Genomic DNA, 21,842 nt, shown 5'->3' with positions numbered 1-21,842 from the left:
GGTCCCTCATTTGGGTTAATGGCCAACCAATTGTTCAACAAATCTGGTAAGTGGTATCACCAACCACTGATTTAACGAACTCAACCAGTATATTTAGGGCTATGTTTCAAAAAGTGTGTCCGAATAAGACCCGTTACCCCAGTTGAACACAAGCAAATCAGGTCCTTGAGTTGGAATCGCCCAACTCGAAGGTGTTTCAAAAAGTGTGTCCGCTTTCCTCTTGACGTGCCTGTTCAGGCAAGCTTTCCGAAGGGAAAAGTTGCCTAGTGGACAGGATGACGCCTTGAGTAGCCCGAGATGCGACGTTTGCGGAAGCGAGATGAAGGGGAACGGATACACGAAGGCAGGGACCAAGCGCTGGCGGTGCAAGTCGTGCGGTGCCTCCAAGACGAGAAGGATTGACAACGCCGCCAAGCTGCTCCGGGCCTTCCTTGCCTGGATCCTCTCCAAGAGGTCGATCGCCGATCTCGGATACAGCAGGTCGACCTTCTGGCGAAAGTGCGCCGGGTTCTGGGAGCTTTGGCCCATCGCCCCTTTCACCGGCGAGGTCTTCGACACGGTCTTTCTCGACGGCATCTGGTTTTCCCACGACGCCGTCGTGCTCGTCGCGCGCTCCAAGGAGCACGTGATCGCATGGCACCTGGCGCAAAGGGAGTGCTCGAGCTCCTGGGCGGCGCTGATGATGAGGATACCCGCTCCGATGCTGGTGGTGTCGGACGGATCCACCGGGCTCGCGAAGGCGGCGCGCACCGTATGGCCCGGCACCAGGATACAGCGCTGCGTCGTGCATGCCGCGCGCCAGGTCAAGCGCTACACGACCAAGAGTCCCAAGCTCGAGTGCGGCCGCGAGCTCCTGGGCATCGCGAACCGCCTGACGAGGGCCAAAGACGAGGACGCGATGAGGGAGTGGCTCGTCGACTACGCGCAGTGGTGCTCCGATTGGAGCGAGTTCCTGAAGGAGTTCACGGTGAAAGACGGCAGGAGGGTCTACACGCACGAGAGGCTGCGGCGGGCCAGGGGAAGCCTCAACCGCCTGGTGAAGGAAGGGACGCTTTTCACATTCATCGAGATGCAAAGGGAGCGCGGCGGGCGCTGGGATTCCACCAACAACCCGATCGAGAGCCTGAACGCGCAACTGAGGGAGATGCTCAGGCTGCATCGGGGATTGCCGCTGCTGCACCGCGTGAAGGCCGTCATGTGGTGGTGCTACATGCACACCGAAGAGCCCGAGAGCCCGGCGGAGATCCTGCGCCGCATGCCGAGGGACGAAGACGTCGACGGGCTTTTCGCAACCGTCTCGGGCGAGGGCCGGCATTCGGATGGAAGCCCGGAGAGGTATGGGAAGGCCATCGACTGGAACGAGTTTCACATGCCGACGAGGTACCGTCAGTGATGTCCCGCCGGACACACTTTTTGAAACATAGCCCTATATTTACATACCCCAAAAAAATAGGGCAGAAACGCTTTCGCGATCCCGCCCCGCAAACCCGAAGGTTTCTGTCTGGCTATAATTATCGTGATTGCGGCCCGTTTGTCAAATCGAGCATATAGGATTTACCAGTATCACCGTTGGCTCAGCCATGCCTGGAAGACCTTTGACAGAAAGTCGTATGCCGAGATGATAGTCGTGTTCCCCCTGTACCAATCCGAGTTCTCCTCTGCACGTTGCCTAAATGCCAGGAATCCGTCGTATGCTCTCGCCTGCCTTTCTCGGGTGACGAAACGGTTGCAGGCATAGGCGAGCACCGTCGTCTGGAGCACTCGCGGATTGCGCATCTTGGATCGTCTCAGGCGCTTCGAGACACCTGCGTCGCCGAGCGCTTTCGCGACCGATGCGGGGTATCTCGTCGACGTGGCCGAGGAGATACCCAAGCCGTTGATGATGGCGCTCGAATGGGCAGCGGCGTTCCTGAGCGAATTCGCTCGCCTGAGAAGGTAATGGTCATCTCTCATTTCCGTATCGCCCCATCGGTTTGCGCAGAAGAGGTAGAAGCTGGCAAACGCGCCGAACGACGACAGCTCCAGGAACACCCATGCCGGCATCTCGTCTAGCGGATAGCGCTCGACGAGCGGTCCGAGGTAGGCGTCGTTCTCCAAGCGCGAGATCTCGCCTTCGCGCCTGTTGCGCTCGGCGTGGTTGAGGTGCGTGAGGTAGTCGGCGAGGACGGAGTAGCCGTCCTCGTTGCGATTGTCGGTTATTTTCTCGACGAGTTTTGTCTTGGCGGCGTTCTCCACGTCGAGTGTGAGCGGCAGCAGGAACCTGCGCAGTTCCTGGTCTATCCCCGCGAGGTCGACCAGTTGCCCGAAGTCGAGCTCGGCATACTCGCCGTCGTGCTTGCCGCCCACCCGTTTGGGAAAGAGCACGCGGTACGCCGCGAGGCGGAAGTAGTGGTCCTGCTCGGAGAGGATGCGAGAGGCCTCTCCCTCGTCGCACAGCTCGAAGGTCACGCCCTTGGACTTCAGGTGCTCTATCTGCTCCTCGACGGTGAGCTTGGGCTTTCTTTTATTATCTTCTGCGATTTCGTTCATAGCTTCGATCTTTCGTGCTTGGATAGGGATCGGTCTCGAGGGACGGAATGCGCGCCGTTTCTCAATTATCCTTCTTTTCGCATGCAATTGCGCGTGAAACGGCGATTGGAAGGTGCGCCTTGCCTACATGAACCGGAACACCGCCTTGAACATCCAGCGGACGAACGCCCCGATTCCCCTGAACACCGCTTTAATCATTTCCGAATCCTTCCATCCAATCGTCTTCCATGTCGTCTGCTGGCACCTCCTGTGCCGCTTCGGCCTCGACCGCCCTTTCGAGTGTAAGCGGAGTGACGCCGACCGCCTCCGCCATGAGCGCCTGGCTTGCCGCCAGCCTCTCGTCGTCGTTCGCCAGGTAGCCGCTCAGCCTCACGATGCGGCTGGCGAGCGACCCTCCGGGCCCGACGAAGAGGGCGCAAGCGCGATCTACCCTGGCGACGTCCACGAGCTCGCCGAAGAGCCTCGCGAGCACCGTCGAGCCGTCCAGGGTGACGCTCTCGATTCCGGCGGCCTCTCTCGGGGTGGCGAGCTGGAACCTCCAGCCCTTCTCGCGCCTCGCCTCGGGGGCCTCTCCGCCGTCTGTCCGGTAGGCCTCGTTCGCGGCGTAGCAGTGCGCCGTGAGCCAGAGGCCCTTCTTCTCGACGTCTGCGTAGTCGAGCGTGAGATCGGCGAGCATGCTCTTGCCCGAGAACGGCTGCGCCTCGGTGAAACGGTCGGTGTCGAACGCCTCGATGCGCCCGCGGTAGGCGACCTCCACCCTCATCGGAGCTCCCTCCTTTCTCGCCGCCGTTCCTGCTGTGCCTGCGTCTCGCGGCTACGCGGTTTCGCGTCGCCGCGCCTGACGGGCGCTTCCTCGCCCTGCGGCTGCCTTTGCCGCCTTGTCTGCGCGGTTTCGGGCAGGAGCCTGTTCGCCGCCGCGTATGCGCGCACCTCGCGCAGCGCTTCCGCCCGTTCGGCGGAATCGCCGTCGGCGCGGCCTTCGAGCCTTTCGATCCTCCTGTCGAGGTCTGCCAGGCTGTGCGCGTTCGCGGACATGAACGCCTCTATCGCGCCGGCGAGACGTTCCAGCTCCGACAGGTCGTTCAGCTCGATGGCGCTTTCGGCTTCGGAGAGTATCCGTCGGGATGCCGCCGGGGCTGGGTGCCAGGCGGCGATCCTGTCGAAGCGCCGCCTGAGCGCCTCCTGGCCGAAGGAGAGCCCCAGCTTCTCGCCTCCGATGCGCCAGGTGGGGTGGTCTGAAAGCGAGTAGATCCAGTCACGTCGCCACGACTTCTCCGAGTTCTGCGAAACATCCACTTCGAGCGCCTCGAGCACGGCCATGAACTCGTCCTCGTTGCGGGCGAGCGCCTTGGCCACCGTGACCCGGTTGCGGATGTCTGCGACCCACGAGTAGCCACCCTCTTTCTGGATCTCCCGCTCGGCGCGCCGCATGTATACGCTCTGCAGCGTCGCGGGCGTCGCCTTGCGCGTCTGCCCCTCGTCCTCCTCCCTCACGGTGTCGTTGCGCATGAAGCGATATCCGCGTTCCTCTGCGAGATCCTGAAGGCTGCGGTTGAGCTCCAGCGGGTCGGGGGTCTGCAGCCTGCGTTCGGTGGCGAGGTTGGTGTTGTTGACGACGATGTGGGCGTGGGGGATCCTGCGCTCGTTGTCGTCGTGCAGGACAATCGCCGCCTCGAAGTCGGCGAAGTGCCTGAGCGCCCAGGCGCTCGCGAGCTCCGCCACCTGGTCTGCGGTCAAGCCGTCTTGAGGATCGGGCGACATGACGAAATGCTTGAAGGTCCTCGCCGGCTTGCCCCGATACGGGGTGTCGTTGCCGCAGGCGCGCCTCGTCGCGTCCATCGAGTCCGCCCAGTCGAACCCGGCCGGGGCGGCCGAGACGTCCTCGAAGGCGCGCTCCTCCTGCCATGCGAAGTTCATGACCATGATCCCGAGGGCGCGCCCTCCCTTCTCGAGGTAGTGCTTTATGCCGGCGCATCCCGTGTGGCCGGCTATGGGCTTCAGCAGCGGCATGCTAGTCTCCGCCCACTATGGCACGGCCTTCGAGCGAGGCAAGCTCGCCCGCCATCTCGCAGCGACCCTCGTCGACCTGCGCGAGCAGAAGCGCGCACTCGTCGAGCTTGCTGGACACCCACTCCAGGTCGCCCCTTCCGTGGTCCAGCGCGAACTTGATGGAGTTGAGGGCGTGCACGCCCTGGTTGTAGTGGTGCCCCCACCTGACGAGCTCGCGGGAGAGCCTGCGCATTGAGAGTCCGTCGAGCAGCACGCCTCCGCGCTTCGCGTTCTCGGCATCGTCCGCGACCATGCGGGCGACGTAGCGCAGGTACTCGGAGCGGGTGAGCCCCTCCTCGTCGGCGCGCTCACAGACCGCGCGGAAGTCCGCGTCGCTCACGCGGGCGGTCAGCACGTTGTCGTATCTCAAGACCTTCGTCATCTTCTCCATCCTTCGCATCCTCCGCCGCCCCGATGCGGTGGAGGCTCGGGCGGCGCTCTTTCCAGGGGCGCGGGGCATCCCCCGCATGGCGCGGGCCGGGGAGCTTGCGGCAGCTTCGCGCGCCCGGCGGCGTCGCCTCCGCTTCGGGCTCTGGGCTCCGGGGCGGGGTGCGCCGTGCGCCCAGGCCGCCATCTATCTCGTGTATACGAGATAGGCTACTTGCTGGAAACGGTGCAGGAGCCCCTTCGGGCGCCTGCATGGGACTAAATGCGTCCAAGGAGCCTGCTGGCCGTTCTCGAGATCTTCTCGAGCACCTGCCTGTCCAGCCCGCTCGGCGGGTTTTCCGCCTTCGACTCGTAGCGCCTGAGCGCGCGAAGGGCGCTTGCGAGCGCCGCCGCGGGCTTGGGCGCGGGGCCCTTCACGTCTTCTTCGGCGGCGGGCTCGGCGGTCGACTTCTTGAGGAACTCGGTCGTCTCCTTCTTGCCCAGGGGCTGCGCCCGCCATGTCGCATGGAGCCGGTCCTGCGCATCGGAATCCAGATCGGCGAGGATCCCCACGGCGTCCGCCGAGAGCGCGTCCGCGAGCGCGGCCTCGCGCCACTGGGGCGTGAGCCTCTCCTCGATCTTGCGCGCGAGCGACTCCTGGCGCTGGATGGTCTTGCCCGATACCTTGCGTCCGGTCTGCTCGGATATGATCGCCGCCTTGATGTCCTCGGTGCGCACGCCGGAAAGCTCGGGGTTCTCGGCGCGCATGCGCTCGACCTCCACGCCGAGCGCACGGCTCGCCGCCGCGCGCTCGGTCACGGTGAGGCTGCGCACGAAGTAGTTGGCGGCGTGCAGCAGCATGACCGACTGCTCGTCGGTGATGCCCCGGATGACGCGGCAGGGGATCTGGGCGTATTTCTCATCTTCTTTCGCGAGGAGTGCGTAGGCCGCCTTTCGGCGGTGCCCGCTCACCATCTGCCAGCCGCCGTCGTCGAGCTTGCGCACGAGCGGCAGGTCGGTGAGCCCCTCCTCCTCGATGCTCTTCGCGAGCTGCGCGATGCCGGCCTCGTCCATCGAGTAGGCGGCGTTGGCGGGGTGATCGGCTATCTCTTCGATGGGGATCCTCTCGACGGGGTAGTCGTTGCGGGTCGATGCGCTCCTGTCGAGCAGCCCGGAGATGGTGAACCCCGATGTCGTGGGTTTAGCCATGGAGCACCTCCTCGGCGAGCGCCTCGTAGTCCTTGGCGGGCCGGCTGTTCGGCTTGAAGGCCGCGACGGGCTGCCACTGCCAGCTTCCCTCGCAGACCTTCGAGCTCGCGTGGATGACGGTGGCGAACTGGTTGTCGGGGAAGTACGCGTCGAGCACGTCGGCCCCGGTGGCCTCCGCGTTGGTCATGAGCCCGGGCACGCACGTGCGCAGGATGCGCCATGCGGGCGTGGGCACGCGCAGCGCGTCGGAGATGGACTCGATGGCGCTGACCGTGAGGGCGGTGCCGCGCATGACGGTGGAGTCGAGCTTCACCGGCACGATCACCATGCCGTCGCCCGCAGCGGCTAGGTAGGCGTTGAAGGCGAGGCGCTTCATCGTGGGGCTGCAGTCCACGATGCAGACGTCGTAGTCGCCCGCGCAGTCGTCGAGCGCGAAGCGAAGGCGCTGCTCGCGCAGGAGCAGCTCGTTCTGGTCGACGAGTTCTATGGTCGAGGGCACGACGGAGAGCCCATCGGCCTCGGTTTCGAAGGCAACGTCGCCGACGGGCGCGTTCCCGTAGAGGAGCTCGACGGCTCCCCGACGCTCGGCCGCGGCGCGGTCGTAGAGCCCGAAGAAGTCCGTGGCCGACGCCTGCGGGTCCAGGTCTATCAGGAGCGTCCTCAGGCCCCGCCTGGCGTAGATGGTGGCGAGGTTGACTGCAGTGGTGGTCTTTCCGACCCCGCCCTTGTAGTTCGATATCGCGAGCGTCCTCATGCTTCCTCCGTCCTCTCTGCGATCGTCGATGGCGTTTACCCCGAGTATACAGAACGGAAACGTTCTGTTAATACTGACCGTTCGCCATGGGGTGGCGGTTCGCCATGGGGCGAGCCGCCTGCAAACGGCCCCCTCCGTCCGGAGGGGGCCTGCCCAGGCGGGCCGGAGGTCCTAGGCCTCGCCGAAGGCGTTGATGTGGTGCCTGAGCAGCGCGCGGTCCTCTCCGACGACAATCATGCTGATCTTGTCGAACCTCACGCCGACCGATTCGGCGAAGTCGTTCTCGACGAGCCAGGAGACCGCGAGCAGCTCCATCGTCTCGCGATCGTTCCTCCCGTCGCCGAAGCCGGCGCCGGAGTTCGGGCGCGCGGAGACGTCGACGAACACGAGGTCGTCGGACTCGGGGTCGCGTGCGACCAGGTCGATGGTTCCTCTCGTCTCGGGCGACTTCCACCCGGTCGCGAGCGTCTCGTAGCCGCGGACCTCGAGGAAGCGGGCCGCCGCCTCGACCGCCCTGTCCTGGAGAGTGGGATTGGTGTTCATGGTGACCTCCGTTCGGTTGGGGCGGAGCCCCTTGCCCCGCCTTGTGGCATCGGGGCCGCACCGCCTGCCGCGCCCCGCAAGGGAGGAAGCGAAGGCGCGTTCCTCGCCCCATCGGGCCGTTGGTTTTCCGAAGCCCGGAGGGCGCTTTGTTTTGCCGCTTTCGCCTTTTCTCTCGGGCGGCAAAAGAAATCGGAAAAGCATCGCGACCCTTGCGGGGCGCATCGGGCGGCTGTGCGAGCCTTTGATGCCCAAGGAGGAGGCAAGGCGATCCGATCGAACGGAGCCCGCCGTGCCGCGAATGCCCCCAGGAGGCTGTCTGAGGGTCGGCTGCTCGGGGGAAGCCCTTGCCGGGCCGCCCGGCGGAGCTAGCCCCTCGCCATCCTGAGAACCGCCGCGTCCTGCTGCGCCACGTCGTCCCCGACCGCCCCGAGCTCGTCGGCGCCGAGGTCGACGAACACGCGCGTCAGCACCTGCATGAGCTCGATGAGGCGCTCGTCGATGCCGTCGGCGCTCCTGAGCCTCCTGAGCTCGACGTAGACGGATTTCATCTGGTCGCGCAGCATCCTATAGACCCTCACGTTCGGGCTGACGTTTATGTCGCGGCACTCGAGCCTGGAGGTTATGTAGTCCTGCTTGGTCATGCCGCTTGCCGCGACGAGGGCGTTTATCACCTCGTCCTCCTCCGGCGAGACCCGGAACGCTATCGTCTTGGTGCGCCGGCGCCCTTTGTAGTCGACGATCGGCCTGGACATCAGGGCCTCCTTCCCTGGTCGAGCGCCGCTGCCATGTCCGACTGCTTGCTGGGGAAGAGGTGGGCGTAGCGAAGCGTCATCTCGTAGGTCTCGTGCCCCAGCCGGTCCGCTATGGCGATCGCGCTGAACCCCATCTCTATGAGGAGCGAGACGTGGCTGTGGCGAAGGTCGTGGATCCGGATGGGCTCGAGCCCGCATGCGGCGCAGCCGCGCTTCATCTCGTGGTGCAGGTAGCTTTTGGTGAAGCAGAAGATGCGGCAGGCGCGCCGCTCCTCAGGGATGGATCCGAGGAAATCGGCGAGCTCGTCCGCGAGGAACTCCGGCATGACCACATCCCTCTTCGATTTGGGCGTCTTGGGGGAGGTGATGACGTCCCCCCTCCGAATCCGCTGGTAGCTCTTGGTGACGTGGATGAGGCACTTTCCAAGGTCGATGTCGTTCGGTTCGAGGGCGAGGAGCTCGCCGACCCTCAAGCCGCACCAGTACAGGATCTCGAACGCGTAGAAGCTGGCTGGCTTGTCCATCACCTCCTCGCTGAACGCGAGGTACTGCTCCTTCGTCCAGAACCTCATCTCTGCGCCTTTCCGCTCGCCGATCTTGATTGTCGGGGTGGCGGGGCTCTTTCCCAGGCCGTAGTACTTGACCGCGTGGTTGAAGATGGCGCTCAGCTGGTTGTTTATGGTTCTCAGGTAGGTGCCGCTGTACGGCTTCCCCTCGTCGTCGTACGAGCCCACCATCCTGTTCTGCCAGTCAACCACGTCTTTGGGGGTGATGTCGCACATCCTCTTCGGCCCGAAGAACGGCACTATCTTCGTGCGGATGATGTGCTCCTTGGTGAGCCAGGTGTTGAGCTTGAGCCTTGGCCTCACGTCTTCGGAGTACCTCTTCACGAACGCCTCGAAGGGCATCGACATGGACCCGTCGGCAGAGGCCAGGAAATCAGCCTCCCACGCCAAGGCATCGCCCTTGGTCGCGAACCCCCGTTTCACCTTGTGCTTGCGGTTGCCGTCGATGTCGCTGTAGTAGCACTGGACGTACCAGGAGCCCGTCTTCCCGTTCATGTAGGCGGGCATCAGCGGGCCTCTTGTCTGGGGGCGGCGTCTCCGCAGTGGAAGCGCTCGTAGAAATACTTTCGGCTCACCTTCCCTTTGATGGTGGTGTAGCCTCTCTGCTCCATCTCGGAGTTCAGCATCCTGATGATGCGGTAGGCGTAGGGCCTGCTGATGCCGAGGGCGTGCATGACCTCCTCGACGCCCATGATCACCGGCTTAGAATTCTGCTCCATATCTTCCTCCTTCGTTCGATGAACAGAACAGAAACGTTCTGTAATTCGTGACACTAACAGAACGAAAATGTTCGGTCAAGACAAATTGAGAACGTTTTTGTTCTCTAGTATCATGGGGAAAACGATCAGAGGAGGAGAGATGACGACGGGAAGCCGCATACGGGCATTGCGCGAGTCGCGGGGGATGACGCAACGGCAGCTCGCTGAGAGGGCCGGCTGCACCGACGCGGCCATCAGAAACTACGAGGCGGGCAGGAGGGCGCTGAAGGGCTCCGCCTTGGATGCGATTGCAGGCGCCCTCGGGGTCGCCCCCGAGGCCCTCATGCCCGTCCAGGCTGAATCCGTCAGGGACGCCCTCGAGCTCCTCTTCAGGATCGAGGAGGAGTTCGGGCTCAGGCCCGTCGGCGGAGGCAGGCTCGCCGTCGCGCCCGGCGCGGAGAAGGCGCCTAAGCTCGCCGCCGCCATCAAGGCCTGGGAATCCCAGGTGGATGCGCTCGACCGCGGAGAGATAACCCCCGAGGAATACGAGTCCTGGAAGATGGGGATTGGCGGATGCTAGGCGATTCGAGGAGGATTTCGAGGGCGCGCCTTATCGGCAGCCTTCTATCAAGAATCCAAGAAGAGGCTCCGAAGCTCATCGCATTGAAGCGCGAAGGCGCCTACTGGGACTTCAAGAAGGAGTGGCACAAAGACAATTCCGAGCTGATCCACGACATACTATGCCTTGCCAACAATCTCGAGAGCGACGTGTCGTACCTCTTCATCGGCATAGACGAGGAAGAGGGCTATTCGGTGTGCGATGTCGAGAACAATGATCATGCCGAACGGAAGGCGAACCAGATGATCGTCGATATGCTCTCGAAGACAAAATGGGACAACGGTCAGCCTCCCTTCGCGGTCGTGGAGCCAATGGAGCTTGACGGGGGAACAATAGACATCCTATGCGTCGTGAGCAGGCGGGAGGATATGCCTTATTCCCTCTCGAAAGGGTCGGGGAAAGTGCGCGCGCATATGGTCCACACGCGACGCGTCGACTCGAACACGCCCATAGACGAAGGAGCGTCGTGGAACGAAGTGGAGGACATCTGGCGCCATCACTTCTCGCTCGACGAATCTCCTCTTGCGAGGGTGAAGGTGATGCTCGAAGACAAGGAGCATTGGAGGTTTCTCTCCGAGGTGGTCGGCACGGAGGACAAGTATTATCTGTACGCTCCGGAGTTTACCGTCTGCCATTATTCGGACGACGAGCGGGACGGCTACGAGTACTACATGCTGAACCAGACAGACCCTAGTCCGAGCTGGTATATGATCGAGATCCGCTATTTCCAGACTCGCATATTCGACACTCTCGGCATCGCCCTCGACGGCGGCAGGTATTTCGCGCCCGCCCCGTCGCGTTCCTTCGTGCGCTGGAATCGGCGCAGCCTGGATTTCAATCTCATGTATTGCTACTACACAAGGGATTCTTTGGATTGGAACCTGAACGAGTTCTTCTTCGACGAGAACTACGGCGATGCCAGGATAGCGCGCAGGCGGTTCCTCGAAACCGTCGTCATCTTCCAAGACGAGGAAGAACGTAAAGGCTTCGAGATCCTTCTTCGCGAACGTCATTCCGAATTCGAGGAGGAGATGTCAGAGGCCCCCGACCCGTACGGCGCAGAGCGACTTCCCGAGGACTATCCCCAGGAGGCGAAGGACCAAGCCACCCGCGAGCTGAAAGCGATTCCCATCCTCAAGCGCATGCTCGAAGAATTCAGGGACGATCTCGAAGGGTTGCGCTTGCCCACTTCCAGGGATTGGTAGTTTGGCCCGCAAGCCCTCTGCTGCTACTCGGGAGGAGTAATAGCGAAATCCGACCGTCTTCGTGAGTTTGCGAGAATGACACTTCCAGGCTCTCCGCCAGGGGCATCCGTCATTCTTGAGTTTCGTTTTTCCGGGTGAGTTTCGTTTGAGTTTCGTCGATTTTCGGCGGCACCTGCAAGCCTCCCGCCATCATTGCCTCTCGTCGGCTTGCAGGTTCTTCGGTTCGCGTCGGTTCCCTTCGGTTCCGTTCGAGTCGTTTCAGGCTCGTTCGACCCATGCCCGTTTGCCATGGGGTGACAACCGACCATGCGTCTACCTGCGGAAACGAAAAGGCTCCTCGATTCTTTCGAGGAGCCTTGTGAGTTTCTATCTGATTTCGGAATCATGCGGTTTGCAGGTGCGGACGTTCTGAAATGTCGTCATCGGTCGCCATTGGAACCGCTAGAAACCGTATGAAAATCACAAACAAATGTTCTATTACTATTCCCACTCCACGGTGCCGACGGGCTTGGGCGTGAGGTCGTAGCACACGCGGCAGATGCCGGGAACCTCGTGGGTGATGCGGTCGGTCATGCGCTTGAGCAGCTCCCAGTCCAGCTCGGGCACCGTCGCGGTCATGACGTCCACGGTGTTGATGGCGCGGATGATCGCCGGCCACTCGTAGGCGCGCACGCCGTCACGCACGCCGGTGGCGCGCATGTCGGGCACCACGGCGAAGTACTGCCAGGCGCCCACGCCGGCCGCTTCCATTTCCTCGCGCACGATGGCGTCGGCTTCGCGCAGCGCCTCCAGGCGGTCGCGCGTGATGGCGCCGAGGCAGCGCACGCCCAGGCCCGGACCCGGGAAGGGCTGACGTTCCACCATGGACTCGGGCAGGCCGAGCTCGCGGCCGACCACACGCACCTCGTCCTTGTAGAGCAGCTTGACGGGCTCGACCAGGTCGAACTGCAGGTCCTCGGGCAGGCCACCGACGTTGTGGTGCGCCTTTACGCCGTCCTTGGATTCGAGGATGTCGGGATAGATGGTGCCCTGGGCGAGGAAGTCAACCTCGTCGCCGACCTTGCGCGCTTCCTCCTCGAATACGCGGATGAACTCCGCGCCGATGATCTTGCGCTTGGTCTCGGGCTCGTCGACGCCGGCCAGCAGGTCCAGGAAGCGGTCCGTGGCGTCCACGTAGACGAGATTGGCGTCCATCTGGTTCTGGAAGACGTCCACTACCTGCTCGGACTCGCCCTTGCGCATGAGGCCGTGGTTCACGTGCACGCAGATGAGGTTCTTGCCGATTGCCTTGATGAGTAGCGCAGCCACGACCGAGCTGTCAACGCCACCGGAAAGAGCCAGCAGCACCTTGCGGTCGCCGACCTGCTCGCGTATGGCCTGCACCTGCTCGTCGATGAATGCCTGGGCGAGCTCGGGGGTCGTGATACGTTCCATGTCGTCGGGTCGCTTGTTGGGGTCCATGCGCTTCCTCCTCGAAGACGTAATGTCGATTTTCGTTTTCGTGATTCTAGCGCATCACACGTCTCTCGGTGCGCTTCAGCGGTCGCAGAACGACCGACTGGGGGAGCAGCATCGACGCGGAGCGGTTTACATGCACGCTTTCGTTCCATGCGTGCGCGCGAAATCATACAATATGCAGAATGGTGCATCGCGGACTCGCGATGACGCCGGCCCTCATTGTGCGGAAGAGGAGATGAGTCAATGTACCAAGGGGAACTCAGCATCTATCTTGTCGGCCTCGATGACGAGAACGTACAGGCCCTTCGGGCAGTTCCCGCTCTCGCTCCCTTCACGCACCGCTTCGTTTCCGCACCCGTTTTCGATGCGCATGTGGCGCTTGACGCCGATCTCACGCTCGTTTCGCTGGGCAGGGAGGTCGATACCTGGGTCTTGCAGGACTTCCTCGAGGACAAGGAGGAGCACTGCGACGTGATCGCGCTCGTGGCTCCCGAGCGTTCGGCCGAGACGATGGGCCTCTTGCCCGAGCTTTATGACGTCTGGCCCGACGGCATGCCCGCAGAGGAGCTCGTCTGGCGTTTCGATCATTGGCAACAGCATCGCAAGGCGCAGGCGGATGCGCAGGAGACCGCGCAGTTCCTCGAAGTCACCATCAATTCGATTCCCTGCCTCGTCTGGTACAAGACGGCCGATGGCATTCACGAGAAGGTCAACGATAGCTTCTGCGAAACGGTCGGCAAGGAGAAGGATGACGTGCAGGGGCGCGGACATGCCTACATCTGGGATGTCGAGACAGATGATCCCGCCTGCATCGAGTCGGAGGCTCAGGTCATGGCCACGCGCAAGACCTGCGTTTCCGAAGAGGTGGTTCAGAGCGGCAGTGGCACGAAGCTCCTGACAACCTACAAGTCACCGCTATACGATCTCGATGGTAGCGTCATGGGCACCGTGGGCGTCGCGATTGACGTGACGCAAGAGCGTGCCTACGAGCGTGACTTGCTTCAGAAGAACCAGACGCTCGAAAACATGTTCACCGCCATGGATTGCGGCGTTCTCACGCACACACTTGACGGTACGCGCGTCATCGGCGTGAACCAGGCGGCGCTTGACATTCTCGGGTACGAATCCGAGGAGGACCTGCTCGCGCACGGATTCGACATGGTGGCCGATTCGGTCGTCGACTCCGACAAGGAGATGCTACGCGAGAAGTTCGCTACGCTCAAACAGGCGGGCGATAGCGTGAGCTTTGAATACAGCGTTCATCACGAGGACGGCAAGATTCTGCACGTGCTCGGGAGCGCCAAGCTGATAGAGCAAGAAGGCGAGCTTTTGTATCAGCGCTTCTTGCTGGACTATTCCGATCAGAAGCACGAGGAGGAACGTCGTGAACGGCGCCAACAGTCCTTCATACGCGCCCTGGGCGTAAACTACCTGGTCGTGTGTTCGTTTGACCTGAATACCGGCAGGGGAGAGCTCCTGCGCATCTCGGACGACGCGGACGAAGAGCTGAAGGACATCTTTGACGGGCCTCTGACCTACGAGAAGTCCCTCTACGACTACGTGAACATCCGAACACTGCCTGACGATCGATCCATGCTATGCGACATGCTCGCACGCGACCGCGTGCGCGAGGAACTCGAGGAGCGCAAGCGCATCAACGTCATGTACCGCTCGTTTGTCGACGGCGTGATGGGGTACCGCCAGGTGACGCTCGTGCGTGCCGGATCATGGGCGGAGGACTCCGGTGATGGCCGCTTGGTGGTCATGGGCTTGCGCAACGTCGATCGCGAGACGCGCGAGGAGATCGAGCGAAAGGAACAGCTCGAGGAGGCACTACAGCGCGCCAACCGTGCCAACGAGGCAAAGAGCCTGTTCCTCTCCAACATGAGCCATGACATTCGTACGCCCATGAACGCCATCATCGGCTTCACGACGCTGGCGACCAATCACATCGACGATGTCGAGCGTGTCGAGGACTACCTGAACAAGATTCAGGCCTCCAGCACCCACTTGCTCGATCTCATCAACGACATCTTGGACATGAGCCGTATCGAATCAGGAAAGGCCTCGGTCGAGGAAAAGCCGTGTGATCTCATGGAGGTGACGGAGCACCTCGGCTCCATCGTCCAGTCCGAGGTCAGCGAGAAGGGTCTGCACTACGATGTCGACCTCTCCGGATTGCATCATCCGATTGTCATGTGCGACGAGCTCAAGCTGAAGCAGGTGCTACTCAACATACTCGGTAATGCCGTCAAGTTCACGCCTTCCGGCGGTTCGGTCTCGTTCTCGATATCCGAAGCCGCCTCGGATGCCGATGGAAAGGCGAATTACACGATGACGATCGCCGATAGCGGCATCGGCATGGACGAGGCGTTCATCAAACACATCTTCGACCCGTTCGAGCGCGAGCGGACTTCGACGCTTTCTGGCACGCAGGGCACCGGCCTGGGCATGTCAATCGCCAAGCGTCTTGTGGACATGATGGGCGGAGACATCAGCGTGACTAGCGTGAAGGGCGAGGGCAGCACCTTTAGCGTAATGTTGCCCCTCGAGGTGCTGGAGAAGGACGCCATTGCGGTTCAGGAGGGATACGCACGCCAGGAGCTTTCCGAACAGCTGCATGGCCTGCGCATCCTGCTCGTGGATGACAATCTCCTCAATCGCGAGATCGCCACCACCTTGTTGGAGGATGCGGGTTTCGTGGTCGAGCAGGCGGTTGATGGAAAGGATGCGATCGATCGTCTGTCCAATGCCGAACCCGGCTACTACCAGTTAGTGCTCATGGATATCCAGATGCCGGTCATGAACGGGTATGAGGCCGCGGCCATCGTGCGTTCCATGGACGATCCGGTTATCTCGCACATTCCCATCTTGGCCGTGACCGCCGATGCATTCGAAGAGGATCGCCAGAAGGCGCTTGATTGCGGCATGGATGGGCACATCGCCAAGCCAATCGAGATTGACGGTTTGCTGACTGCGTTGGAGGGTGTCCTGCTTCCTGCATAGCGCGTGGTGACGGCCTTCTTTGCAACGCATCATTGGGCGTGCCGCAGTCTTTGGCATTCCCCGTGCATCGCGATATAATCGACGTGTTTTTTCATTGCGATGAGGGAGACCAACATGGCCAAGAAACTAGTTGCCGTTTTCGTGACGCTTGCCTGCGCGTGCACGCTGTGCCTCGCGCTTGTCGGTTGCGGCGGCGGAGACTCCAAGGCGAACTTCGTCGGTGCCTGGGAGCTCGAGACAATCGAGGATGCGGATCTGGGTACGGTGGACGCGACAATCCTCAAGCAGATGAACATGCCCATCAACATGACGCTCAACGAGGATGGCTCGGCAGACTTCATCATGTTTGGCCAGAGCATAGATGCCACGTGGAAGGTCAATAGCGCCACGCAGATGACGCTCACGCTTGCCGGTGAGGGTGATGCCATCTTCACGTTGGCAGAAGGCAAGCTCACGAGCGATGACGGCGAGACAACGATGATTTTCACACGGGGTGACCAGGCGTCATAGCCACCCCGTGCGATCATTTTATTGCGAAGAAAGGCCCGCTTGCACATGCATGCGGGCCTTCATGTACGAGAAGGAGGGCAATCGTATGAGCGATGCTGTTCAGGGTTCGGCTGTTGGTATGGAGGTCGAGACCATCGCGACGGTGTGTGGTGGCTGTCACAACACTTGTCCGATGTTCGTTGACGTGCGCGACAACCATGTCGTGTTCGCTCATGGCGTTCCCGGCAACAAGCGCACGAACGGCGCCCTGTGCTCCAAGGGGCTTGCCGCGCCGCAGATCGCGCATGATCCGCGCAGGGTCATATATCCCATGCGTCGCGTGGGCGAGCGTAGCAGTGGCGAGTTCGAACGGATTAGCTGGGACGAGGCGCTTCGCGAACTGGCCACGCGCATCAACGAGGCCGTTGCGCAGTACGGGCCCACGTCCGTCTCCATCTGCCGCGGTCAGGCCTGCGGTTGGGGCTTTACCTACGACATGACGCAGCGCTTCGCGCACTGCGTGGGCACCGAGGTGGGGATGGGCGCCTCGGAGTGCTTCGTGCCGCGTGCGATTGCCGAGGGGATGACCTACGGCGGCATGCCGTCCTTTGTCGACTATCCTAACGTCGACCTTATGATCTTCTGGGGCAAGCAACCGGCGTTTTCATGCGCACCCGCCATCAAGAAGATCTACGATGCGCAGGAACGCGGAGCCAAGCTCGTCGTTATCGACCCGCTGCATTTCCACCTTGGCGCGCATGCCGACACCTTCATCCAAGTCGAGCCCGGCACCGACCTCGCCATGATGCTCGCCATGATTCACGTCATCGTCAACGAGGGCCTCTGGGATCGCGACTTCGTCGACGAGTACACCAACGACCCAGGTCTCGCCAAGCTCACGGCGCACATCAATGGCGACAACAAGCTCGGCATCGCGTATACGCCGCAGTGGGCGGCCGAGATTTGCGGCGCTCCGGCCGATGACATCACGGCACTGGCCCGCGAGTACGCGACCACGCCACGGGCCTCCATCACCTCCGGGCACGGCCTCGAGGGACGCGTAAACGTCACGCAGACCACGCGTGCGCTCTGCATCCTGCGCACCATCACGGGCCATCTTGACCGCGAAGGCTGCGATCTCTTCACGCAAAAGAGCCCGGCGCGCAATCCGGAGTTCACGCTCATCGACAAAGTGCTGCCCGATTTCGAACCCGCCGGTCCCACGATGATGTTCCACGTTCCGCCCTACAATCCCGAAGACTCGCGCTTTCCCCTGCTTTTCAATGGCCAGGGGCTGCTGCCCACACCTGACGTTCTGCGTACCATGGCCGAAGGCAAGATCAAGGTCGCCATCTTCCAGGGTGCCAATCCAGTCGTCACGCAACCGCAGCCCGATGTCACCATGGCTGCGCTTGCCAAGGTCGACTACATCGCGACCATCGATCCGTATTTGAGCGAGACCGCCCAGTGCGGTGATCTCGTTTTACCGGCGGCAACGTATCTCGAACGCACCGAGCCCGAGTGGTTCAAGTCCGATTCATGGTTCCCGGAGATCACGCTACGCCAGAAAACCGTGCAAGTGGGGGAGGCCAAGCCGGACACGCAAATCATGATCGAGCTCGGGCGCGCTTGCGGCTTTGTCGAGGAGTTCCCCAGCGAGGACATCACCTGGTACATCGACGAGTGCCTCAAGCCCTCGGGCATCACCTACGAGCAGCTGCTCGCTCATCCGCATGGGCTCGAGTACGGCATCATCGAGTACGAGAAGTTCGCGAAGGCGGGCTTCCGTGCACCGGGAGGCAAGGTCAACATCGTCTCCGAGGTGCTGCTCGAAAACGGTTTCGACGGGCTTCCCAACTGGGAGGACAGCTCCGAGTCTCCCCGCAGCAAGCCCGAACTTGCCGAGAAGTATCCTTATGTCGTGTTCACGGGCCGTTCCGGCCCCATGTACGTGCACGAGCAACGCCGCACGATCCCATGGCTGCGCGAGATGCAGCCCGAGGCACGCGCGATGGTCAACAGCGACCGTGCCGCAGCATTGGGCATCGAGGACGGAGATTGGCTCAGGGTGAGTTCGCCGCGCGGGTCGATTACGATCAAGGCCGAGGTCACGCCCATACTCAGGGAGGATTGGATCTATGTCCCCGGTGGTTGGGTCGATGCCAATTACAACTATCTCGGCATCGATGAGGATCTTGATCCGATCTCGAGCCAGGCGAACTACACCATGTGCCTCGGCACTATCGAGAAGCTCTAGGGAGGCGGCCATGTTCTACGAACTTCATTTTGACGTCAATCGCTGCGCACAGTGCTTCGCCTGCGAGGTCGCTTGCAAGTCGGCCCATAACCTGCGTCCGAACGCTCAGGACAAACCGGGTAGCACCGGTCCGCGCTATCGCGAGGTCATGACCACCTACGAGCGCGATGCCAGCTGTCCCATCCAGTATGTCTCGATGGCTTGCATGCATTGCGCGGAGGCGGCATGCATGGCCGTCTGCCCCGCCAAGGCCATATACCGCGACCCCGAGTTCGGTGCCGTGCTCGTGGATTCGAGCAAGTGCCTTGGCTGCCATTATTGCTCGTGGGCCTGTGAGTTCGGCGCTCCGCAGTTTGGCGCAGATGGCCTCATGCAGAAATGTGACATGTGCATCGATCGCCTGCGTGATGGTCTCAAGCCCGCCTGTGTCGAGAATTGCTGTGGTGGGGCCATAAGCATCGGACCAGCTGGCGAGCCCGAGCGCGGGGTGCGTCAGCAGGCGGCACAACGCATGCCTCGTTAGCACGGGGATGCATGATGGAGGTCGTCTCGTGAACAACGGGGAATACAAGCTCAAGACGATGATCGTGGACGAGCTGCCGCTCATCGCGTTTACCACCTGCGCGCCTGCGGCGCTCGGCGTCGCCTTCGTTGCGCTTATGGAAGGCATCGTCGCGTTCTCGAGCACGGGGCTGTGGTTTGGGGGCTGGCGCTTTGCCGCGCTCGCCGTCGTCTTCACGACGGTCGGCATGCTTGCGTCCGTGATGCATCTGGCAAAGCCCCTACGTGCTCCACGCTCGCTTGCCAACGTGAAGAGCTCCTGGCTCTCGCGTGAGATTCTCGCCGTTTCGGCGTTCTGGGGCGTGCTCGTCGTGTGGCTCGTTTTCGCGCTCATCGCATCGGGAACGCTTCCGTTTGCACGCGTTGATGCCTTTACGGCGCTCGTATTGGGTTGGCTCTCCCTTTGCGCCTGCACCATCGCCTGCGTCGTGGGCCTGTTACTCGTCTTCGTCATCGCGCGTGCCTACCGCGTCATGGGACAACCGGGGTGGAATGGTCCCGAGACGCTGTTCGAGTTGCTCGCTGTCGCATTGCGCGTGGGCGTCATGGCCGCGTGCTGCCTCGTGCTGCTTGCCGCGGAGTACATGGACGTTCCGCTCTCTCCGTGGATCGCGGCCCTCATCTCCATCGTCTGCATCGGCATCGCCGCAGCGCTCGACAAGTATGCCAGCAACGCGCGTATGCACAGGCTCTCGCTCGAGATCGATACCGGGGCCAACCCCCATGGGCGTGTTCCCGCGGCGCTGTCGTGCGTTGTCACATGGCAGGCCGAGCGCGGCTATGGATTTGCCCTGAGCTTCTCGGCGGCATGCTTCATCGTGCTCGCCTGCCTCGTGCCCCCGTTTCGGATCATCGCCGTCGTTCTCGCCATGCTGTGTGCACTCGTCGCACAGGCCATGCTGCGCGCAGCCTTCTATGGCTTTTGCAACCCGTCTCGTACAACTTCGCGCTTTCCGATGCGCAGACAAACGCAGGCGCGAGGGTAATCCCCGCGCCTGCACGCGCAAATCCGATATGCCCGAAGGTGGCTAGATGGCCTCAACGCCCTGTTCGCCCGTGCGGATGCGTACGACCTCTTCGACAGGACTCACGAAGACCTTGCCGTCTCCGACTTCGCCGGTGCGGGCCGTCTTGCAGATGATATCCACGAGATCCTGAACGCGGTCATCATCGACCACGAGCTCGAACTTCACCTTGGGGACCATGTTGAGCAGCACTTCGGTACCACGGTAGTACTCGCTCCAGCCATGCTGATTGCCGCAACCCATGACCTGCGAGATGGTCATGCCCGCGATATCGGCGTTGAATAGGGCCTCCTTGAGGGGCTCGAGCTTTTCCGTGCGTACGATTGCAACGATTCGCTTCATTGTCTTCCTCCCTTAGTCAAGACCCAGATATGCGGGATACGCACTCTCGCCATGAAGTGCGACGTCCAAGCCGGCGGCCTCGTCGCTCTCGTCCACGCGGGCCTTGCCGCGATAGACCGCCTTGACGATGAAGCTCAGTATGAGACCGGCGACGATGACGAAGGCAAGCGTCACGAGTATGCCGAGTATCTGGCTCACGAGCAAGGAGGGGTCTCCCGTATAGAAGAGTCCGCCGTAATCCGTCCATGAGAGGCTCGGCACGCAGAACAGTCCGGTGAGGATGCCGCCGACGATACCACCGATGGAGTGGCAACCGAAGGCGTCGAGGGCGTCGTCGTATCCGATCTTCCTCTTGAGGTACGAGATGGCGAAATAGCAGCAGGGCGAGACGATTATGCCCATCACGATTGCCGCCCAGGGCTCGACAAAGCCAGCAGCGGGCGTGATGGCGACAAGGCCTGCCACGAGGCCCGTGCAGGCGCCGACGAGCGTTGGCTTGCCGACCTTGACACGCTCGACCACGATCCAGGAGAGCATGCCCGCTGCCGATGCCGCGACCGTATTGAGGAGGGCCAGGGCAGCGATGCCATCTGCCGCGAAGGCGGAACCGGCGTTGAAGCCGAACCAGCCAAACCACAGCAGGCCGGCACCAAGCATGACGAATGGCACGTTGTGGGGACGGTAGCTCATGAGGCCGAAGCCCTTGCGTCTGCCGATGACGAGGCAGAGGATGAGACCGGTTACACCGGAGCTAATGTGAACGACATCACCGCCGGCAAAGTCGAGTGCTCCGATCATGCTGCCGATGAGGCTGCCCTCACCGCCCCATACCATGTGCGCGAGCGGGGCGTACACAAGCGGGACCCATAGGATGACGAACAGCATGAGGGCGCCGAACTTCATGCGTCCGGCGACGGCACCGGTAATGATGGCCGTCGTGATCATCGCGAAGGCGAGCTGGAAGCCGATATTGACGATGGAGGGGTAGACATTGCCCTCGGCGTTTTCGCTCGCCTCGGCGAGCATGTCCGTTACCGTCGAGAAGCAGCCGATCTGATCGATGCCTCCGAAGAACGGTATCGACCCATCGCCACCATAGGCGAAGGACCATCCGAACAAGACCCAGATGACGCCCACGACGCCCATGGCACCCATGACCATCATCATCGTATTGACCACGTTCTTGCGTCTGGACAAGCCTCCGTAGAAGAAGGCCAGGCCAGGGCTCATGAGGAGCACCAACATGGTGCAGATGAGCATGAAGGATGTTGTTCCCGTATCAAACATGTGTATCCCTTCCTTTCTTCTCCTCCTGACACCTCAATTTTTCGTCGAGCAATGTTTCCATCGAGTTTCTGGGGTGTTACTTTGTGTTAACGCTGACTTGAGATGCTCGTAATCGGGCAACCTTCTC

General features: G+C 61.9%; 21 protein-coding genes. 8 read left to right on the top strand and 13 right to left on the bottom strand.

The annotated features are described in order from the left end of the window. Window positions 1–205: 205 nt before the first annotated feature. Complete coding sequence (locus OIM11_05940) at window positions 206–1,393, top strand: IS1249 family transposase (GenBank protein ID HJJ00664.1); 1,188 nt, start codon at window positions 206–208, stop codon at window positions 1,391–1,393. Between the two features lie 170 nt (window positions 1,394–1,563). On the opposite strand, the gene OIM11_05935 is transcribed toward OIM11_05940, so the two are convergent. The 10 genes from OIM11_05935 to OIM11_05890 all read right to left on the bottom strand — a co-directional run bounded on the left by OIM11_05935 (window position 1,564) and on the right by OIM11_05890 (window position 9,487). Beyond that, on the bottom strand, window positions 1,564–2,529 hold the full coding sequence (locus OIM11_05935; GenBank protein HJJ00663.1) for an Abi family protein: 966 nt from the start codon (window positions 2,527–2,529) through the stop codon (window positions 1,564–1,566). A gap of 190 nt (window positions 2,530–2,719) precedes the next feature. After that, window positions 2,720–3,292 (bottom strand): hypothetical protein, encoded by a 573-nt coding sequence (locus tag OIM11_05930; GenBank protein ID HJJ00662.1) that lies wholly within the window; start codon window positions 3,290–3,292, stop codon window positions 2,720–2,722. Continuing rightward, window positions 3,289–4,539, bottom strand: a complete 1,251-nt coding sequence (locus OIM11_05925) for a relaxase/mobilization nuclease domain-containing protein (protein HJJ00661.1) — start codon at window positions 4,537–4,539, stop codon at window positions 3,289–3,291. Before OIM11_05925 ends, OIM11_05930 begins: the two co-directional genes overlap by 4 nt. A gap of 1 nt (window position 4,540) precedes the next feature. Next, window positions 4,541–4,969 carry a hypothetical protein gene (locus tag OIM11_05920; GenBank protein ID HJJ00660.1) on the bottom strand — a complete coding sequence of 143 codons (429 nt, stop codon included), beginning with the start codon at window positions 4,967–4,969 and terminating at the stop codon, window positions 4,541–4,543. A gap of 254 nt (window positions 4,970–5,223) precedes the next feature. Next, entirely contained in the window at window positions 5,224–6,153 is a 930-nt protein-coding gene (locus OIM11_05915) for a ParB N-terminal domain-containing protein (GenBank protein ID HJJ00659.1), read from the bottom strand. Next, window positions 6,146–6,907: a ParA family protein gene (locus OIM11_05910; GenBank protein HJJ00658.1), complete on the bottom strand. Its 762-nt coding sequence runs from the start codon at window positions 6,905–6,907 to the stop codon at window positions 6,146–6,148. Before OIM11_05910 ends, OIM11_05915 begins: the two co-directional genes overlap by 8 nt. Window positions 6,908–7,078: 171 nt before the next feature. Continuing rightward, on the bottom strand, window positions 7,079–7,651 hold the full coding sequence (locus OIM11_05905) for a YraN family protein (protein HJJ00657.1): 573 nt from the start codon (window positions 7,649–7,651) through the stop codon (window positions 7,079–7,081). 164 nt (window positions 7,652–7,815) lie between these two features. After that, window positions 7,816–8,202, bottom strand: coding sequence for a hypothetical protein (locus OIM11_05900; GenBank protein ID HJJ00656.1), 387 nt, complete (start codon window positions 8,200–8,202; stop codon window positions 7,816–7,818). Next, window positions 8,202–9,275 carry a site-specific integrase gene (locus OIM11_05895; protein ID HJJ00655.1) on the bottom strand — a complete coding sequence of 358 codons (1,074 nt, stop codon included), beginning with the start codon at window positions 9,273–9,275 and terminating at the stop codon, window positions 8,202–8,204. The genes OIM11_05900 and OIM11_05895 overlap by 1 nt, the downstream gene beginning before the upstream one ends. Continuing rightward, window positions 9,275–9,487 carry a DNA-binding protein gene (locus OIM11_05890; GenBank protein ID HJJ00654.1) on the bottom strand — a complete coding sequence of 71 codons (213 nt, stop codon included), beginning with the start codon at window positions 9,485–9,487 and terminating at the stop codon, window positions 9,275–9,277. Before OIM11_05890 ends, OIM11_05895 begins: the two co-directional genes overlap by 1 nt. A 139-nt stretch (window positions 9,488–9,626) precedes the next feature. Between OIM11_05890 and OIM11_05885 the strand changes: the two genes are divergently transcribed. Together OIM11_05885 and OIM11_05880 are read left to right on the top strand one after the other, a co-directional pair. Then, window positions 9,627–10,046, top strand: a complete 420-nt coding sequence (locus OIM11_05885) for a helix-turn-helix domain-containing protein (GenBank protein ID HJJ00653.1) — start codon at window positions 9,627–9,629, stop codon at window positions 10,044–10,046. Continuing rightward, window positions 10,040–11,290, top strand: coding sequence for a putative DNA binding domain-containing protein (locus OIM11_05880; protein HJJ00652.1), 1,251 nt, complete (start codon window positions 10,040–10,042; stop codon window positions 11,288–11,290). The genes OIM11_05885 and OIM11_05880 overlap by 7 nt, the downstream gene beginning before the upstream one ends. A gap of 480 nt (window positions 11,291–11,770) precedes the next feature. Here OIM11_05880 and guaA read toward each other — a convergent pair whose 3' ends face one another. Then, entirely contained in the window at window positions 11,771–12,751 is a 981-nt protein-coding gene (gene guaA / locus OIM11_05875; protein ID HJJ00651.1) for a glutamine-hydrolyzing GMP synthase, read from the bottom strand. A gap of 240 nt (window positions 12,752–12,991) precedes the next feature. Here guaA and OIM11_05870 point away from each other — a divergent pair, with 240 nt between their 5' ends. The 5 genes from OIM11_05870 to OIM11_05850 all read left to right on the top strand — a co-directional run bounded on the left by OIM11_05870 (window position 12,992) and on the right by OIM11_05850 (window position 20,047). Next, window positions 12,992–15,754 (top strand): ATP-binding protein, encoded by a 2,763-nt coding sequence (locus tag OIM11_05870; protein HJJ00650.1) that lies wholly within the window; start codon window positions 12,992–12,994, stop codon window positions 15,752–15,754. Window positions 15,755–15,868: 114 nt separating this feature from the next. Then, window positions 15,869–16,264 (top strand): hypothetical protein, encoded by a 396-nt coding sequence (locus OIM11_05865; protein HJJ00649.1) that lies wholly within the window; start codon window positions 15,869–15,871, stop codon window positions 16,262–16,264. Window positions 16,265–16,349: 85 nt separating this feature from the next. Then, window positions 16,350–18,500 carry a molybdopterin-dependent oxidoreductase gene (locus OIM11_05860; protein ID HJJ00648.1) on the top strand — a complete coding sequence of 717 codons (2,151 nt, stop codon included), beginning with the start codon at window positions 16,350–16,352 and terminating at the stop codon, window positions 18,498–18,500. Between the two features lie 10 nt (window positions 18,501–18,510). Then, complete coding sequence (locus OIM11_05855; GenBank protein ID HJJ00647.1) at window positions 18,511–19,023, top strand: 4Fe-4S dicluster domain-containing protein; 513 nt, start codon at window positions 18,511–18,513, stop codon at window positions 19,021–19,023. A 28-nt stretch (window positions 19,024–19,051) separates the two neighbouring features. After that, a complete protein-coding gene (locus OIM11_05850; protein ID HJJ00646.1) occupies window positions 19,052–20,047 on the top strand; it encodes a dimethyl sulfoxide reductase anchor subunit in 996 nt (331 codons plus the stop codon). Window positions 20,048–20,089: 42 nt separating this feature from the next. On the opposite strand, the gene OIM11_05845 is transcribed toward OIM11_05850, so the two are convergent. Both OIM11_05845 and OIM11_05840 read right to left on the bottom strand, forming a co-directional pair. Then, on the bottom strand, window positions 20,090–20,428 hold the full coding sequence (locus OIM11_05845) for a P-II family nitrogen regulator (protein ID HJJ00645.1): 339 nt from the start codon (window positions 20,426–20,428) through the stop codon (window positions 20,090–20,092). A gap of 12 nt (window positions 20,429–20,440) precedes the next feature. Then, the gene (locus OIM11_05840; protein ID HJJ00644.1) at window positions 20,441–21,715 is read right to left on the bottom strand and encodes an ammonium transporter; all 1,275 of its coding nucleotides are present in this window, start codon (window positions 21,713–21,715) and stop codon (window positions 20,441–20,443) included. Window positions 21,716–21,842: the final 127 nt, after the last annotated feature.

It is taken from the genome of Coriobacteriaceae bacterium (assembly GCA_025992705.1).
Classification (GTDB): domain Bacteria; phylum Actinomycetota; class Coriobacteriia; order Coriobacteriales; family QAMH01; genus QAMH01.
Note: the sequence above shows the minus strand (reverse complement) of the source record. Positions and strands in the feature narration are given on the sequence as shown.